The sequence below is a fragment of the Bradyrhizobium canariense genome, assembly GCF_900105125.1.
GTDB lineage: Bacteria > Pseudomonadota > Alphaproteobacteria > Rhizobiales > Xanthobacteraceae > Bradyrhizobium > Bradyrhizobium canariense_A.
The window spans coordinates 7,098,724-7,114,959 of the sequence record NZ_LT629750.1; the positions used below are offsets into that span (position 1 = coordinate 7,098,724).

Below are 16,236 nucleotides of genomic sequence, written 5' to 3' on the forward strand. Positions count from 1 at the left end.
ATCGGGCTGGCCAGCGCCTTAGCAGCGCCGTTCGACCCGCGTGGATTCGCCATCCGAGGTATGATCGTTGGCCAATCGACCGCCAACGATGTGTTCGCCATCATTAGACTAACTAAGTGGTTAGCCGTCAACAATCTCGGCCCTTTCGAGCCTTTTCGTTAACAAGGAAAGGAATGGTCGGCGATCGGGGTGGATTCACCGCGGCACGGCGCGCAATTGCAGCCGAAATTTGTGGCAACGATCTTCGCAAATGCGATGAACATGTGAGCCGCGCCGAGCGGCAGCGGCTGGCGGGAATGGCACCGGCGTGCGGTCCGCTTCTTCAGTTCAATGCGGATCGCGGCGGCTGCCCGATTATTGTTCGCATCCGCCGATAAAATAAGCTATTCCTGTGGGTTCGGAAGAGACAGACTAGTTAGTTAGCATTGACATTGATCAATGCGTGGCAATAATTCGCACTTATCACGGCCCACCGGGAGCGGGAACTATGTCTACAGGCTCATTGACGCGGCGCGGCTTGCTCCAGGCGGGCGCTTCCGTGGCCGCATCGTTGTCGCTTCCTGCGATCGTAAATGCCCAGTCGCTCAAGTCGCTGCGGCCGGTGAGCTTCCAGTCGGACTGGATTTATGGCGGACCGAACGCCGGTTTCGCCATCGCCAAGGAAAAGGGATATTTTGCCGACGTCGGCCTGGATGTCACGATCAACCAGGGCAAAGGCTCGGGCAATACCTCCCAGATCGTCGCTTCAAAAGCTGCTCAGTTCGGTTTCGCCGACGGGTTCGTCGTCGGCAACAGTGTTTCGAAGGGCATGAAGCTGAAGATGGTCGGCGGAATCTACCGCCGCAATCCCTGTGCTGCGATGGTGCTCGAAGAGTCCGACGTTGAGACGCCGAAGGATCTCGAGGGCAAGACCGTCGGCATTGCGACCGGAACGGCGCAGTTTCAGCAATGGCCCGCCTTCATGAAGGGGGCCGGTCTCGACCCCAGCAAGGTGCGGGTCGTCAATGTCGATGGCGCCGGTGCCGGGCCTGCATTGATTTCCGGCCAGCTCAATGCGATTGGCGGCTTTGCACAGGGATACATCCCGGGAATCGAAGTTCGTGGCAAGAAGAAGGTTCGCGCATTCTGGTACGCCGACGAGGGCGTGACCGCGATGAGCAACGGCATCATTGTCCACGACGATCTGCTTTCGGAAGCGGAACTCATCCGCGGGATGGTTCGCGCCAGCGTCAAGGGATTCCTCTATGGGCGCGCCAATCCCGAGGAACTGACGCAGATCGTGAAGAAATATTCGGAGACGACTGACGTCGCGATCACGCTTCGTGAAGCGCAGCTGTCCTGGAGCACCTGGGTTACGCCGACCACGGCCAACAAGCCGCTCGGCTGGATGGCAGCAGAGGACTGGACCTCGACGGTGGCGGTACTGAAAGCCTATGGCGGCGTCACCACACCGCTTGAGGCGGCCGAGCTTTACACCAATGAGTTCGTGCCGACCGAGGCTGAGTTTGTTCCGCCGCAGAACGCCTGAAGGCGAGGCGTCGCGCGGCAATGCTCCACGAACTCGGAGCGCATTCGCTGTAGTGCAGCTTTGCGGGCGCTACGTTTGCATTGAAATGGACCAACACCAGATTTGAGGCTGCCATGCAAGCTAGCTCACCCGCCACGGTCAATACCGGGTCCGCCTATTTGCAGATTCAATCGCTGAGCAAGGTATATCCGTCCGATGATGGGCCGGTGCGAGCGCTCGACCGGATTTCGATCGAGCAGCGCAAGGGCGAATTCGTATCGCTGGTCGGCCCGAGCGGATGCGGCAAGAGCACCTTGATGATGATTGCCGCGGGCCTGACTTCGGCTTCCGACGGCCAGATCCTGGTCGACAACCAGCGCGTCACCAAGGCCCGCACCGATATCGGAATCGTCTTTCAGAATCACGTGCTGCTCGACTGGCGAACGGTGCTCGAGAACGTCATGCTGCAGGCGGAAGCTCGCGGTATGGATCTCGCGGCGGCTGAAATTCGCGCGCGGGAACTGCTGGCGGCGGTTGGCCTCGGCGGCTTTGAGAACAAATATCCCAAGTCGCTTTCCGGCGGCATGCGCCAGCGCGTCTCGATCTGCCGTGCCCTGCTGCACGATCCCTCGCATCTGCTGATGGACGAGCCGTTTGGCGCGCTCGACGCCTTGACGCGCGACCAGTTGGTGCTCGATCTGCAGGACATCTGCAGCACGCGCAGCGTGTCGATCCTGTTCGTGACGCACAGCATCGCCGAAGCCGTATTCCTGTCGGACCGGGTCATCGTTATGACCCCGCGGCCGGGCAAGATCGACAAGATCATCAATATCGATCTGCCGCGCCCGCGGACCCTTGCGATGCGCGAATCGCCGAAATTTGCGGGCTATAGCCGCGAAATTCTGGAAATCTTCCTCGCCCGCGGCATTCTGCGGGAGCATTGATGCAGGAGCCTGATATGCCATCTGCCGCGGCACTCGAACAAACAGCGGCGCTTTCCATCGAGCAGGTGGAGCGGCGCGTTCAAAGCGAAAGCAGAAGCAAGCGATCCCGCGACAGGCGCGCGGAGATCATCTTTCCCATTCTGGTGACGGGCTTGCTGCTGGTGGTGTGGGAGGTCGCGGCGGATTTCTTCAAGATTCCGACCTACCTGTTTCCCGCCCCGAGCAAGATCATCGCAGCCAGCATCGACAATGCTTCGTTGCTGCTTCGCGAATCCTGGACGACTTCTGTCGAGATCATGCTCGGCTACATCCTCAGCATCGTGATCGGGATTCCGCTGGCGCTGGGAATCTTTCACTGGCCTGTCTTCGCGAAGTCGGTCTATCCGCTGCTGGTGTCCACCCAGGCGATGCCGAAAGTGGCCATCGCGCCGCTGTTCGTGGTCTGGTTTGGATTCGGCCTGCTGCCCAAGATACTGATCGCATTCCTGATCGCGTTCTTTCCGATCGTGATCAACACGGTGATGGGCCTCAGCGCGATCGAGCAGGAGAAGATTTTTCTGGCCCGCTCGATGGGCCTGTCCAGTTTCGCGACCTTTCGGCTGATCCGCTTTCCTCATGCGCTGCCGTCGATCTTCGCAGGTCTCAAGATTTCCATCACGCTGGCTGTGGTCGGCGCCGTGGTCGGCGAGTTCGTCGGCGGCGATTCGGGGCTGGGCTATCAGTTGATGGTGGCCAATGGGAACATGAATACGCCGCTGCTGTTCGCAGGTGTGCTGGCGCTCACGGTGCTCGGCCTGATCCTGTTTGGTGTGATCGAAATGCTGGAGCAATTCGCCATGCCATACCGGGAGCGCACGAGCGACGCCACCAAGGCCGGATCGATGTGAGCGAAAAGACCGGCTGTGGCACTCCCTGACTTGCAAGCCTTGTCCCGCAGGCCAGAAATAAATCCATGTGGTGGGTGGTTCCTGCCGTCCCGATCCTCTGTTTCGAAATGACCAATGTTTACAGCCTCAAGCTTCATCCCCCGCGCCTCCGTCGCCGCCACCTCGCAAACTGAATTCAAGCGTCCGCAGGACGGAATCGTCATTGGCCGCATCAATGAGGCCGGCAGAGCCGGCGTCGATGCGGCGGTGATCTCGGCCAGGGAAGCATTCCTCCGGCATAGGAAAGCGCCGCTCGCCACTCGGGTCGAATGGCTGAAGGCGGCGGCGAAAGCCGTGCGCGCACATGCGGTCGAGCTCGCCGATCTGATTTCGGAGGATGTCGGCAAGCCGATCCGGATGGCGCGGTTTGAAGCCAACAGGGGCGCGGAGTTCATCGAGGCCTGTGCCGCAGCGGCGCCGCAGTTGAAGGGCGAGGTGCTGTCGCTGGACGCGGCGGCTGCCGGTGCGGGCCTGGTCGGAATGACGCGGCGCGTGCCGTTCGGTGTCGTTGCCGGCATCACGCCGTTCAATGCGCCGGTGAATCTGCTGCTGCAGAAGGTGGCTCCCGCGGTTGCAGTCGGCAATGCCATTGTAGTGAAGCCGGCCTTCGCCGGCACCCGGGTTGCGTTGCGACTGGCCGAGCTATTCCTGGCCGCCGGATGGCCTGAAGGCCTGTTCAACGTCGTGACCGGCGACAAGGACACCGCGATCGCGCTGGCGTCCCATCCCGGCATCGCCGCGATCTCGTTCACCGGCGGCACGGCGGCCGGCAACGATCTGGTGCGCGCCGCCGGCGCCCGCAAGTTTCTCGCTGAGCTCGGCTCCAATGCGGCCAATATCGTTCTCGCAGATGCCGATCTGGCCTTTGCCGCGTTGCGGATCGCGTCGGCGGGTTTCGAGGCGAGCGGCCAGCAATGCATTTCCGCGCAGCGCGTACTGGTGGATCGTTCGGTGCTCGGCGATTTCCTGCCGCTGTTTGTGACGGCGGCCCGCGCCTTGAAGGTCGGTCCGGCGTCGGATGTCGCGACGGACGTCGGGCCGATGGTGCATGCGGGGGCAGCAGAGCGCGTGATGGCGATGGTCGCGGATGCCGTCGATCGCGGTGCGACGCTGGCGCTGGCGCCGGAGCGAAACGGGGCGACCGTCTCGCCCGGGATTTTGACCGGCGTGACGCGCGATTCGCGGTTGTGGAATGAAGAAGTATTCGGGCCGGTCGTGCTGGTGACGGCGTTCGACGGCGCCGATCAGGCCATCGAACTCGCCAACGATTCCGATTTCGGGCTGCAGGGGGCGGTGTTCACCAGAAGTCTCGCCAACGCCATGCGGTTCGCCGATGACATGGAGGTGGGATCGCTGTGGATCAATGAAGCCAGCCGCTTTCGTCTCGACATGTATCCGTTTGGCGGCGTCAAGCAGAGCGGCATCGGGCGCGAAGGCGTCGAATACGCCATGGAAGAACTGTCCCAGATCAAGTTCATCGGCATCCGGCCCGGCGCGAACTGAGCGCGGTCAAACCGTTCGAGGGAATTACAAAGCGGTGGGTTGCGGAGGAACGTCCGGTTCGGGCACTGGATCGGCTGCGGTGCGCAACGTAGGGTAGCCGCGCCCACTCTATTGAAAGCCAAAGATCATGCGTCATGTGCAACCGGCCCGCGAAAAGCCAACGAAGATGAAAGCCGCGCCAGCCAAGGGGACAAAGGCTGCGCGCGCCGCATCGCCACGAACCAAGGCGCCGGTTGCGGTCAACGGCACGACAACGAACGTCAACAAGACGCGGCAGCGGATCCTTGATGTGGCGACCCAGGAATTCTCCGCCAAGGGATATGACGGGGCGCGTATCGACGACATCATGCGCCTGAGCAAGGTCAGCAAGAACCTCATCTACCACTACTTCGGCAGCAAGGAGAAACTGTTCATCGCAGTTCTCGAGCAGGCTTATCAGGGCATGCACGAATACCAGATGACGTGGCCGCTGGACGTATCGTCGCCGGTCGACGGGATTCGCAAGCTGGTTCGCTCAACCTTCAAATACTGGCGCGATTCCCCCGAGTTCATCGGGCTTCTCAATTCGGAGAATTTTCACAAAGGAAAACATCTGCGCAAGTCGAAATTGACGAAAGCCGGCTATAGCGGCTTGCTCGGCAATATCGCAAATCTGCTGAAGGAGGGCGCCAGGTCCGGCGATTTCCGGTCCGACGTCGATCCGGTCGAGCTCTATATCTCGATCTCGGCGCTCGCCTATCACTATCTGTCAAACCGTTACACGCTGTCCTATCTTCTGGACCGAAAACTTTCCACGGAAGATGAGATGAAAGCGCGAATCGTGCACATCGAAGATTTGACGCTGGGTTATCTGCAATACGGCGCGGTGGGTCACAAAGCTCGTTCGCGCGGAGCCGCCTGAATATCGCTGTGACATGATGGCTGGCCGCCTGCTCGCGCGCCGACATGCGCGCGAGCAAATGAAGCGGTCAGGACTTGAGGTGATTGTCTCGGCGTTTGAATAGTTCCTCGTCGGCATATCCCATGGTTTCGGGCTTGCCGCGTCCGATCATGACCTGGAAATAGACCGGCTCCAGGCTGTCGTTTTGATAGCCATGGATGACTCCCGCCGGGCAGGAGATGCACTCCCAGGGGCCGAGCCGGCGTGTGATCTTGCGGCCGTCTTCATCCTGAACGAAAACGTCGAGATATCCCTGGAGGACGAAAAAGACTTCTTCGACTTCATGGGTGTGCGCGGCGTTGCCCTGGCCCGGTGGGACGAACATGATGGACAGCGTGAAGTTGCCGGCCGGAATCGACGATTTGTCGCCGTGCTTTCCGGAGCCGCCTGCGCCGATGAAGCGATGTTGGGCCCGCTTGAAGCCTTCGATTTTGGCATCCTCGAACGCGGCCCAATCGGCCTTGCGGTCTGCGAAACGCGCAACGTAGCGCTCAAGAATGGTATCGATCGGCACGCCCTCGAGTTCTTTCGGACGCGCGTGTCTCGCCGTAGCCATATCAATCTCCTGAAAAATCAAAGACGTGCCAGATAGCATCGCCCGGCAGGCAAAAATCTATTTTGTGTTGACCAATTAGTCAACTGAATAGCAGCTAACCTGTGCGGCTGTACATTGCGCGATTTTGTGTTGTCCGGACCGCTGATAGCAAGCCGATGCGGGTGAGGCCACTGGTGAGGTCGGCCAGAATTGGTATTCGAGAAGCGTCAGTTGACTAAACGGTCAACATAAGACATCTTCTAAACAGGCTTCGAGCTTAGCAGGTTTTCACTCTCTTGGGGGCTATATGAAGCCGTCCGCGTTCGAATACAGGTCACCCACGACATTGGCGGAGGCCGTAAGCCTGCTGCAGTCGGGCAACGGCAATGCGAAGGTCATTTCGGGCGGCCAGAGCCTGATGCCGATGATGGCATTTCGGCTCGCGGTTCCCGAGTTGCTGGTCGATCTGAAACACATCCCGGATCTCAACATGATCCGGATCGAGGATGATGGTGTTCACCTCGGCGCGAAAGTCCGGTGGTGCGACATCGCAAGCGATCAGCGGCTGGCAAAGGCGCATCCGCTGCTGGCCGAAGCGATCACGCATGTAGCGCATTATCAGGTCCGAAACCGGGGAACTGTCGGAGGTTCGCTGGCGCATGCCGATCCTTCCGCGGAGATGCCGGGCGTCGCGCTGACCTGCGAGGCTCGGCTGACAATCGTGGGCGGCGCCGGCACCCGCATCGAGAAAGCTTCCGCGTTCTTTACCGCTGCGTTGCAGACAACGCTGGAGCCGGACGAGATTCTGACCGAAGTCCATCTCCCTGCGTGGCCTGCTGCGAGACGGTGGGCCTTCAAGGAATTCGCGCGTCGCAAGGGCGATTTCGCCATGGCGGGTGTTGCCCTGTTCTACGATCTGGACGACGACAGGCGCGTGGTGAATACGCATATTGGCGCGATCGGCATTTCCGATTGTCCCATCAGGCTCGGCGCCGCCGAAGCCGCGCTGAATGGAAGCGTCGTCGATGACCAAGTCATCGCAGCGGTTGCCGCAGCCGCGCGATCGGAGATCGATCCGCCCTCGGATATTCATGCCCCCGCCGCCTATCGCCGCGCGCTTGTCGGGACGCTGCTGGCCCGCGGGCTGCAGCAGTCTATCGGCCAATAGTCAGGTAACGCAATGCAGATCGAATTCGAACTCAACGGTGCGATGGTCAGTGCCAGCGTCGAGGCACGGACGACCCTGGCGGATTGCCTTCGCGATAATCTCGGCAGAACCGGCACGCATCTCGGCTGCGAACATGGCGTCTGTGGCGCATGTACGGTGCTGGTGAATGGCGAGGCGGTTCGTTCCTGCCTGATGCTTGCGGTGCAGGCCAAGGACGAGAAGGTTTTGACAGTCGAGGGACTGTCGGGCGACGAGTTGTCGCCGCTGCAGGCCTCGTTCCGCAAGCATCACGCGCTTCAGTGCGGATTCTGCACGCCCGGGTTCATCACGACGGCGCATGCATTGCTCACCAGCGAGCCCGAAGCCGACGAAGAGCGCATCCGCGATGTCCTGTCGGGAAACCTCTGCAGGTGCACCGGCTACGTTCCGATCGTTGAGGCCGTTCTTGGCGCCCGCAAATTCTATGCGGGTCAAAAGGAAAAAGCATGAAATCTCGCAATTCCTATATCGGCCAGCCGATCGAGCGCACCGAGGACCTGCGCTTCCTGCGCGGCAGGGGAACCTATGTCGCCGATGTCAATCGGCCGGGTCAGCTCTATGCGGTAATCCTGCGCAGCTCGGTGGCGCATGGCAAGATCAACGCGATTGACGTCTCCCGCGCGATGCAGTTGCCCGGAGTCCGTCGCGTTGTGGTTGGCGCCGATCTCGGCACCGTCGTGCCCAGGATTCCGCTCCGGCTGCAGCCGCTTCCGCAGCTTGAAGTATTTCACCAGCCGATGCTGGCCGACGGCAAGGTTCGCTATGTCGGCGAACCCATCGCCGTGGTGCTGGCGGATACGCCGGGCATAGCCGAAGATGCGCTCGATTATATCGATCTCGATATCGAGCCGCTGCCGGCCATCACGAATCGCGGGCAGGCCGGGGCTATGCCGGCCGTGTTGTTCGAGGATCATGGATCGAATGCGGCCATCACCTGGAAGGCCTTCAAGGGTGATGCGGACGCCGCTTTCGCAGCCGCCGATTACACGCGGCGCGAAACTTTCAAGGTTCAGCGCCATGCCGCGATGTTCATGGAGCCGCGCGGCTTCGTCGCAGAGTGGAATGCCGATGCCGGCATACTCACGGTGTGGGGCGCGGCCAAGACGGCGTGGTACAACAGACGGGTGCTGGCTGCCGCGCTGGGCCTCGAAGTCGAGGCCGTAAACCTGATCGAGGTCGACGTCGGCGGCGGATTCGGATCGCGCGGCGAATTCTATCCGGAGGATTACCTGATCCCGGCCGCAGCCAAGCTGGTCGGGCGCCCGGTGAAATGGACCGAAGATCGCCGCGAGCACATGATGACCGCCAATCATGCGCGCGACATCGAATGCGAGGTGGAGATCGCCGTCAGCCGCGATGGTCGTTTTTTGGCGCTGCGCGGCCAGGCCTGGGCGGATATCGGCGCCTACCTTCGCACCAACGGTTCGGTCGGTCCGCGCAACGTCGCGCAGTACATGTCGGGGCCGTATACGTTCGAGCATATCGACCTCAAGACCACGATGCTGACCACCAACAAGACGCCGAGCGGCACCTATCGCGGCCCCGGACGCTACGAGACCGATTTCATTCGCGAGCGGATGATCGATCTGGCCGCCAAGGACCTGAAGATCGACCGCGTTGAACTGCGCCGGCGCAATCTCGTGGCCGATGCCCAGATGCCGTATCCGCTTGCCAGCATCACGCCCTATGACAGCTCGACGGAGCTCGACAGCGGCGATTATCACGCGGTGTTCGATCTCTGCATGAAGGAGTTCGACTGGGCCGAGAAGAGCAAGCTCAGCGGCAAGTTGATCGACGGCTACTATCACGGCCTTGCCGTCGGCAGCTTCATCGAGGGCGGCGCAGCCGGGCCGAGCGAGGACGCGCGGCTGGTGCTCGGGACCGACGGTTCGCTCACCGTCTATCTGGGATCGTCCTCGGTGGGCCAAGGGCTGGAAACGATCATGGCCCAGATTGCCGCCGACGCAACCGAGCTTCCTTACGAGAAGATCACCATCAAGCATGGTTCGACCAGCGACGTGAAGAACGGCTATGGCGCCTATCATTCGCGTTCGACCGTGATGGGCGGCTCGGCGATCTTGCTCGCGGCCGGGAAGCTGAAGGACAGCATTCGCGCGGCGGCGGCATTGCGTTTCGGCTGTGCGGCCGGCGAGGTGACGATCGACGGCGAACAGATCGTCCACGGCGGCAAGACGCTGGCGCTGGCGGGCCTGTCCGACGTTCCGCTAGAGGTGGAAGCGACGTTTTTCAACAAGAAGTATACTTGGGCCTATGGCACCCAGGCGGCGCATATCGCGGTGGATCCTGGCACCGGCCACGTCAAGGTGATCGACTATCTGTCGGTCGAGGATGTCGGCAGGATCGTGAATCCATCGACATTGCACGGCCAGGCGATTGGCTCGATCGTCCAGGGTCTTGGCGGCGCGTTCTTGGAGCATCTCGTCTATGACGAGAACGGGCAGTTGTTGACTGGCTCGTTCGCCGATTATCTGATGCCAACGGCATCGGATTTTCCCAACATCCGGTCGATTACGCTGGAGCTCAAGCCGTGCCCGAACAATCCTTTGGGGGTGAAGGGCGCAGGCGAGGGTGGCCTGATTCCGGTCGGTGGCATCATGGCCAATGCGGTTGCGGATGCGCTATCCCACCTGAACGTGCAGCCGATGGAATTGCCGCTGTCGCCGGCCCGGATCTGGCAAATGGCGGAGGATGGCGGGGCGATCCAGGCGGTCGCCTGAGCAACCTGCGCAGCGGCCACCGATCGTCGGCCGGCCGCGTCGGCCGGGCATTGCGAATCCGTGCGCCTGCCTCCATCGTTGCACGTCGGTATGGAGATGATCAGCGTGGCACCTCGTAGTAGTGATCCGGCCCGGGTCCGGGAAAAGATACTAAAGCAGGCGACCGAGGAGTTCGCCCGGATAGGTTTTGAAGGTGCGCGCGTCGACCGCATTGCCGAGCGCTGCCGCTTGAGCAAGAACATGCTGTACTACTATTTCAAATCCAAAGAGGGGCTGTTCGTGGCCGTCCTCGAGCGGATGTATCAGGGACTGCGCGACCAGCAGAAGGATCTGTCTGTCCGCGCCAGCGACCCGCTCGTTGCCATGGAACAATTGGTTCACCACACGTTTTTGGCGTTCAAGGACAATCCGAGCGCAATCCGGCTGATGAATGAAGAAAACAAGCATCGCGGCAAATATATCCGCAAGTCCGGACGGATGCGGGATCTCTACAATCCGCTGGTGGAAACCATCCGGTTCATTCTCGATCGCGGGGTTAAGGACGGCATCTTCAGATCGCAACTCGATCCGACGATCGTTTACCTGACGCTGTCTTCACTCTGCTACCACTACCTGTCGAACCAATACACGTTGGAAATCGCGCTCGATCGCGACCTTGGATCTGATGACGCGCAGAGACTATGGCTCGACCACGTCAGCAATCTGGTCCTGCTGTATTGCCTGTCCGAATCCTGGGTTGCCGACCGGAAAAAATCACAGCGCGAGATGGTCAACAGTTGACGGCCTTTGCGGTCATCCCGGCATTGCACCAAAAATGGCCAGCATGACGTTCCATAGCCGGATGTCGGGCTTGGATCGCGCGTGCATTGCCGCGTACAAGGCGGGATTCCCGATAGATCGAATGCTCCCGATGTTCCGCAAAACCGTTGCGCCTAATTGAGCGCCATCGAGCGCCTGCATCGCGGCTTACCGTGACGCGCGACAGCCAACACTGGCAGGGCATTTGCAACTTAGAACGATCCGATCTTCAGTTGACTAAACGGTCAACTGTGGAATACTTGATCCAGATCAAATGCTCTAGCATGTTGGTAAAGATTGGGATCATGACGCAGTTGCTGGTTCGGTCGGAAGGAAGCGGCGAAGGCGGGCGTTTCCCCGAGACGGATCAGCCGTTACCGGCGCTGATCCGGATAGCAGGTCTTGGAAAGCGATTTTCGTCGCGTTCCGGCGAGATCGTCACCGCCCTGTCTGACGTCAATCTGAACATTCGCGACAACGAGTTCATTTCCGTCGTCGGTCCGAGCGGCTGCGGCAAGACGACGCTGCTGCGCATTCTGGCCGGTCTCGAGAGCGCATCTTCGGGCACGGTTCGTTGTGGCGGAGAGATCGTGACCGCGCCGCGACCGGACGCCGGCGTCGTGTTCCAGCAGGCGGTGCTGCTGCCGTGGAATACCGTCCTCAACAACGTCATGCTGCCGGCCCAGTTGAAGGGCGATACGTCGGCTGCAACGCGAGCGCGCGCCGAACGCCTGCTCGACTTCATGGGGTTGAAGGACTTCGCGCGGAAATATCCGTTCGAACTGTCGGGCGGGATGCAGCAGCGTGTGTCGATCTGCCGCGCCTTGATGCGGGATCCGAAAGTCCTGCTGATGGACGAGCCGTTCGGGGCGCTCGATGCGATGACGCGCGAGTCCATGAACATGGAGCTGATGCGCGTCTGGTCGGAAGAGCGCAAGACGGTGATCTTTATTACGCACAGCATTCCGGAGGCCGTGCTGCTCGGCGATCGTGTCGTCGTCATGTCACCGCGGCCCGGCCGGATTTCCGAAGTGGTAGAGATTGATATCGAACGCCCGCGCAGCCTCAAAACGATGGGCATGCCTCGCTTCGGTGAATTGTGCGACCGCATTCGTACGATCTTCGGCGCTGAAGCTCCGATGGTGTCGTCGCTATGAGCGGAATGACGAAAATGCTGGGCTCGCATCGGTTGCAATCGGTACTGCTGGCGATTGTGATCATCGCGATCTGGGAGGGTGCCTGCAGGGCATTCGACATATCGCCGCTGATCCTGCCGGCGCCGTCCGCCATCGCTGCGCGACTCTATGTCCTTGTCGGGTCCGGGACTATCTGGCCGCATCTGTGGGCGACCGTGGTGGAGATCGTTTCAGGATTTGCGTTCGGCGTGATTGCGGGGCTTGTGATCGGCGCCATGGTTTCACTCATTCCGGTGGTTGAGCGACTGGTCTATCCCTACCTCGTCGCGCTTCAGACGCTGCCGAAGGTCGCGATCGCGCCGCTGTTCATCATCTGGTTCGGATACGGGCTGACGTCGAAGGTCGTCATCACGGCACTCGTCTGCTTCTTTCCGATTCTGGTCAGCGTCGTGGCCGGCTTTCATTCGACCGACCGCGACCAGCTCGACATGATGAAGGCGTTCGGCGCCACCAAGTGGCAGACGCTGGTTCGGTTGCGCATCCCATCGGCATTGGTGCTCATCTTCGCGGGACTGGAAATCGCGGCCGTGCTCGCCGTCATCGGTGCGATCGTCGGCGAATTCGTCGGAGCCCAGGTGGGCCTGGGCTATCTGATCGTCGCGCTCAATTTCAGCCTCGATGTGCCCGGCGTATTCGCGGTCCTCATCGTATTGTCGGCCATCGGCCTGCTGATGCATGGCGCAATGCGATATGCGGCGCGCCGTTATATTTTCTGGATTCGGCGCAATGAAGCGCCGGTGATGGCTTAACCCTTTCAAAGAGCGGGAATTCACATGCGGCGCACCGGGATTGGACGAAAGCTGGCCTTGGCGGCGCAGGTTGCGGTGCTGATGCTGGGGGAATCCCATGCGGCGCGGGCGCTCGAGAAGGTCCGGATTCTGATTCCGGTCCGCGCCATCGACGAGGCGTTCTCGCCATTCGTCGTGGCCAAGGAAAAAGGATATTTCGAAGCCGAAGGCTATGACGTCAGCCTGCTGGCGGTTGGCGGCTCGAACGAAGCCGCGCTGCAAGTTTCCGCGGGCAATGCCGAGGTCGGTGCGGCGTCTCCCGGCGAAGCCATCATCGGCATCCAGTCGGGTCAGCTCAAGATCCGCTATTACTACGACATGTACTACGCCAACATCTGGTCGGTCGCCGTGCTGCCGGAGAGTCCGATCAAGTCACTCACCGATCTGAAGGACAAGAAGCTCGGCGTTCAGTCGATGGGCAGTGCGGGCACGACCTTCGCGAAGGCCTTCGTGAAGGAGGCCGGTCTCGACCCGGCGAAAGACATTTCGTTCCTGCCGATCGGCGTCGGCGCCCAGGCGGTCACGTCGGTTCGTCAGAAGCTGGTCGATGGCGTGATCTTCTGGGACGCAGCACTGGCGAAACTGGCCTTCTCAGGCCTGAAATTGCGGGCAGTACCGGCGCCGGAGCGGCTCCGGACCTTGCCGGATGTCGGCCTGCTGACCCGCACGGACATGATCGAGAAGAATCCGAAGATGCTGGTCGGGATCGCGCGTGCGCTTGCCAAGGGATATGACTTCAGCATGGCTAATCCCGAGGCGGCCGTTCTGATCACCTGGAAATCCTTTCCGGAGTCGCGGTCGAAGAATCCGAACGCAGCCGAGGCGATCGCAGAGGGCATTGCCGTCAATCAGGGCCGCCTCGCGATCTGGAACAGCGACAAGATCGGCCCCAAGCATGGTCTCTTCGTCGAAGCGGACTGGCAGAATCTGTTGCAGTTTCTCAAGGACCAAGGCGCGATGCCCGACACGCCGCCGCTCGACAAGGTCTTCACCAATCAATTCATCGATCAGATCAACACCTATGATCGCGCCGGCATCATTGCGGACGCGAAAAAGGAAGACATGGCCAAGCTCCGCTAGAGCGGGAAATGCAGGTCAGCGCGACCTGGTGTTTTCCGGAACTGGACACATTTGAGCGGATCATCGACGATGACGACTGACGTTCGACGCAGGCATCTGTTGGGCGCAGCCCTCGCAACGGCGGCGGTCGCAATCTCGTCTCGTCCCGTCTTCGCGCAGTCGCGTAAACAGGTGAAATTCCTGTTCGACGTACTTCCGAACCCGAAGCACGCGTTGTTCTATCCCGCGGCGAAGAAAGGCTTCTTCGCCGCGCAGGGACTGGATGTCACGATCGAGTCCAGCAAGGGATCGGCCGACGTTATCCAGAACGTCGCCAGCGGCGCGGCGCAATTCGGATTTGCCGATGCCAGTGCCGCCGTCCTCGGCCGCACCCGCGATCTGCCCGTCACGCTGGTGGCGATGGTTCATTACAAGACGTTGATGTCGATCATTACGCGGGTGCCGAGCGGGATCGACAAGCCTGCCGATCTCGTCGGCAAGAAGATCGCATCGACCAGTGGCGACGCGGTCCGCATGGTGATGCCGGCCTTCGCCAAGATGAACGGCTTCGATGGCGAGAAGGTGAATTTCCTCACCGTCAATCAGCCGGCCAAGGCGAGCATGCTGATGGCTGGACAGGTCGACGGCGTGTGCGATTATCTGTCGGCGCTGCCGATCTATCGCGAGGCGGGCAAGGCGATCGGTCTTGAATTGAAGGCGATCAGCTACGCGGAATACGGGCTGGATATCTATAGCAATGGCATTATCGTCCATGACGACCTGCTGCGCTCCGATCCGGCGCTGGTGAAATCCTTTGTGCGCGCGATCGCCCAGGGGCTTGAATTTGCAACGCGCCAGCGCGACGAGGCCGTGCAGATTTTCCGCGAATATCAGCCGCAATACAGCGAGGCGGTGACGCGCGAGGGGCTGGATATCGTCGCCGAATATCTGCTCGTTCCGGAAGTGTTTACCGGCGGCCTTGGCTCGATGTCGGCCGACAAGATGGATCGCACGATCAAGACGACGGTCGAAGCCTACGGCCTGAGCAAGGCGCCGGCGGCGGCTTCTGTCTACACCAACGCGATGCTGCCGGGGATCTTTCCGCATAAAGCGTGACACGAACGAGACCGAGGACTAGTTGCCGCCCGTGCGCGAGGGCGTCGTGCAATATCCGACGACCATGGCAACAGACATATCAACGTGCCGGTCGAGAAATTCGTCGCTTGCCGTATCGGTTCCGAGCGTGACGGAAAGTGTAAATCGATTGCTCACTGCATGAAAGAGCACCGAGGATAAAGCGACATAGAGGTGAACGGCGTCAATGCCGGCCCGAAACACGCCTTCTTTGACGCCGGCATCGATGATTTCCTTCAACTGCGCCAGGAGTGGCGGGTAGATTGCGCGCGGAACGGTTGAGCCTCGCAGGTAGGCGGCCTCGTTCAGGTTCTCGATCGCCAGGAGATTGAGGATCGCCGGGTCCTTGCGCACCGAGGCTGCACCTTCGCGGACAAAGGCCTCGAGCGCACGAACGGGGCCGACGTCGGCGACATTGACCACACGGTGCGGCGCAACGAAGTGCCTGTACACTTCTTCCAGCACGGCAACGTAGAGATTCTCCTTGTTGCCGTAGTAATGATAGAGCATCGCCTTGCTGTAGCCGGACTCCGCCGCGATCTCATCGACGCGCGCACCAGCGAAGCCCTGCGAAACGAAATGGCCGCGGGCCACGTCGAGAATTTTGGCCTGCGCGAGTGCAGCGTCCCGCGTTTTGCGCGGACGTGTGGCTAGCTCTGCTTTGGGCGCGGACGGCCGTTTTCGTTGATCTGTTGTCATCCCATTCAATGCTATCCGAGTCGCTCTGCAACAGTCTGTGGTGGATCACCGTGCAGCCCAAGAGTAAGCAGCGCGGCCGTTTGGCGTAGATGGCAGCCTTTGCGATGGTAATCGGCGGACGGCGAGTCCCTCTTGGATTGCTTCCGTGCGCCACGCCACCCTTGCTCGCAGCACCTGACTAAGGCCCAACACGATGCCTGAGAAACGAGCATGCTGCGCCTTGGAAACGTGCTTGCCACGTTTGAGGAGTCCTCCATATTAG

At 60.7% G+C, this 16,236-nt stretch carries 16 protein-coding genes; 14 read left to right on the forward strand and 2 right to left on the reverse strand.

Translation table 11 applies throughout. The annotated features are described in order from the left end of the window. Positions 1 to 173 precede the first annotated feature (173 nt). The 6 genes from BLV09_RS33505 (at position 174) to BLV09_RS33530 (ending at position 5,781) form a co-directional block, all read left to right on the forward strand. On the forward strand, positions 174 to 377 hold the full coding sequence (locus BLV09_RS33505; RefSeq protein WP_146690465.1) for a hypothetical protein: 204 nt from the start codon (positions 174 to 176) through the stop codon (positions 375 to 377). A gap of 110 nt (positions 378 to 487) precedes the next feature. Beyond that, positions 488 to 1,528 (forward strand): ABC transporter substrate-binding protein, encoded by a 1,041-nt coding sequence (locus BLV09_RS33510; protein ID WP_146690466.1) that lies wholly within the window; start codon positions 488 to 490, stop codon positions 1,526 to 1,528. Positions 1,529 to 1,641: 113 nt separating this feature from the next. Next, positions 1,642 to 2,451: an ABC transporter ATP-binding protein gene (locus tag BLV09_RS33515; protein WP_146690467.1), complete on the forward strand. Its 810-nt coding sequence runs from the start codon at positions 1,642 to 1,644 to the stop codon at positions 2,449 to 2,451. A gap of 14 nt (positions 2,452 to 2,465) precedes the next feature. Continuing rightward, positions 2,466 to 3,338: an ABC transporter permease gene (locus BLV09_RS33520; protein ID WP_146690468.1), complete on the forward strand. Its 873-nt coding sequence runs from the start codon at positions 2,466 to 2,468 to the stop codon at positions 3,336 to 3,338. 114 nt (positions 3,339 to 3,452) lie between these two features. Continuing rightward, a complete protein-coding gene (locus tag BLV09_RS33525; RefSeq protein ID WP_146690469.1) occupies positions 3,453 to 4,880 on the forward strand; it encodes an aldehyde dehydrogenase family protein in 1,428 nt (475 codons plus the stop codon). Between the two features lie 166 nt (positions 4,881 to 5,046). Further along, the gene (locus BLV09_RS33530; protein ID WP_157810259.1) at positions 5,047 to 5,781 is read left to right on the forward strand and encodes a TetR/AcrR family transcriptional regulator; all 735 of its coding nucleotides are present in this window, start codon (positions 5,047 to 5,049) and stop codon (positions 5,779 to 5,781) included. A 67-nt stretch (positions 5,782 to 5,848) separates the two neighbouring features. Here the strand turns inward: BLV09_RS33530 and BLV09_RS33535 are convergent, their stop codons facing one another. Then, entirely contained in the window at positions 5,849 to 6,376 is a 528-nt protein-coding gene (locus BLV09_RS33535) for a cupin domain-containing protein (RefSeq protein WP_100386460.1), read from the reverse strand. 286 nt (positions 6,377 to 6,662) lie between these two features. On the opposite strand from BLV09_RS33535, the gene BLV09_RS33540 reads away from it, so the two are divergent. From BLV09_RS33540 to BLV09_RS33575, 8 genes are all read left to right on the forward strand, one after another. After that, on the forward strand, positions 6,663 to 7,523 hold the full coding sequence (locus BLV09_RS33540; RefSeq protein WP_146690471.1) for an FAD binding domain-containing protein: 861 nt from the start codon (positions 6,663 to 6,665) through the stop codon (positions 7,521 to 7,523). 12 nt (positions 7,524 to 7,535) lie between these two features. Next, positions 7,536 to 8,012 carry a (2Fe-2S)-binding protein gene (locus BLV09_RS33545; RefSeq protein WP_146690472.1) on the forward strand — a complete coding sequence of 159 codons (477 nt, stop codon included), beginning with the start codon at positions 7,536 to 7,538 and terminating at the stop codon, positions 8,010 to 8,012. After that, positions 8,009 to 10,300, forward strand: a complete 2,292-nt coding sequence (locus BLV09_RS33550) for a xanthine dehydrogenase family protein molybdopterin-binding subunit (protein ID WP_146690473.1) — start codon at positions 8,009 to 8,011, stop codon at positions 10,298 to 10,300. Before BLV09_RS33545 ends, BLV09_RS33550 begins: the two co-directional genes overlap by 4 nt. Positions 10,301 to 10,405: 105 nt before the next feature. Further along, positions 10,406 to 11,080, forward strand: a complete 675-nt coding sequence (locus tag BLV09_RS33555; RefSeq protein WP_146691409.1) for a TetR family transcriptional regulator — start codon at positions 10,406 to 10,408, stop codon at positions 11,078 to 11,080. Positions 11,081 to 11,403: 323 nt separating this feature from the next. Continuing rightward, positions 11,404 to 12,255: an ABC transporter ATP-binding protein gene (locus BLV09_RS33560; protein ID WP_146690474.1), complete on the forward strand. Its 852-nt coding sequence runs from the start codon at positions 11,404 to 11,406 to the stop codon at positions 12,253 to 12,255. Between the two features lie 14 nt (positions 12,256 to 12,269). After that, positions 12,270 to 13,043, forward strand: coding sequence for an ABC transporter permease (locus BLV09_RS33565; protein WP_244548877.1), 774 nt, complete (start codon positions 12,270 to 12,272; stop codon positions 13,041 to 13,043). A 24-nt stretch (positions 13,044 to 13,067) separates the two neighbouring features. After that, positions 13,068 to 14,162: an ABC transporter substrate-binding protein gene (locus tag BLV09_RS33570; protein WP_146690476.1), complete on the forward strand. Its 1,095-nt coding sequence runs from the start codon at positions 13,068 to 13,070 to the stop codon at positions 14,160 to 14,162. A 69-nt stretch (positions 14,163 to 14,231) separates the two neighbouring features. Next, on the forward strand, positions 14,232 to 15,257 hold the full coding sequence (locus BLV09_RS33575) for an ABC transporter substrate-binding protein (RefSeq protein WP_146690477.1): 1,026 nt from the start codon (positions 14,232 to 14,234) through the stop codon (positions 15,255 to 15,257). A gap of 18 nt (positions 15,258 to 15,275) precedes the next feature. Here the strand turns inward: BLV09_RS33575 and BLV09_RS33580 are convergent, their stop codons facing one another. After that, positions 15,276 to 15,974, reverse strand: a complete 699-nt coding sequence (locus BLV09_RS33580; protein ID WP_146690478.1) for a TetR/AcrR family transcriptional regulator — start codon at positions 15,972 to 15,974, stop codon at positions 15,276 to 15,278. Positions 15,975 to 16,236: the final 262 nt, after the last annotated feature.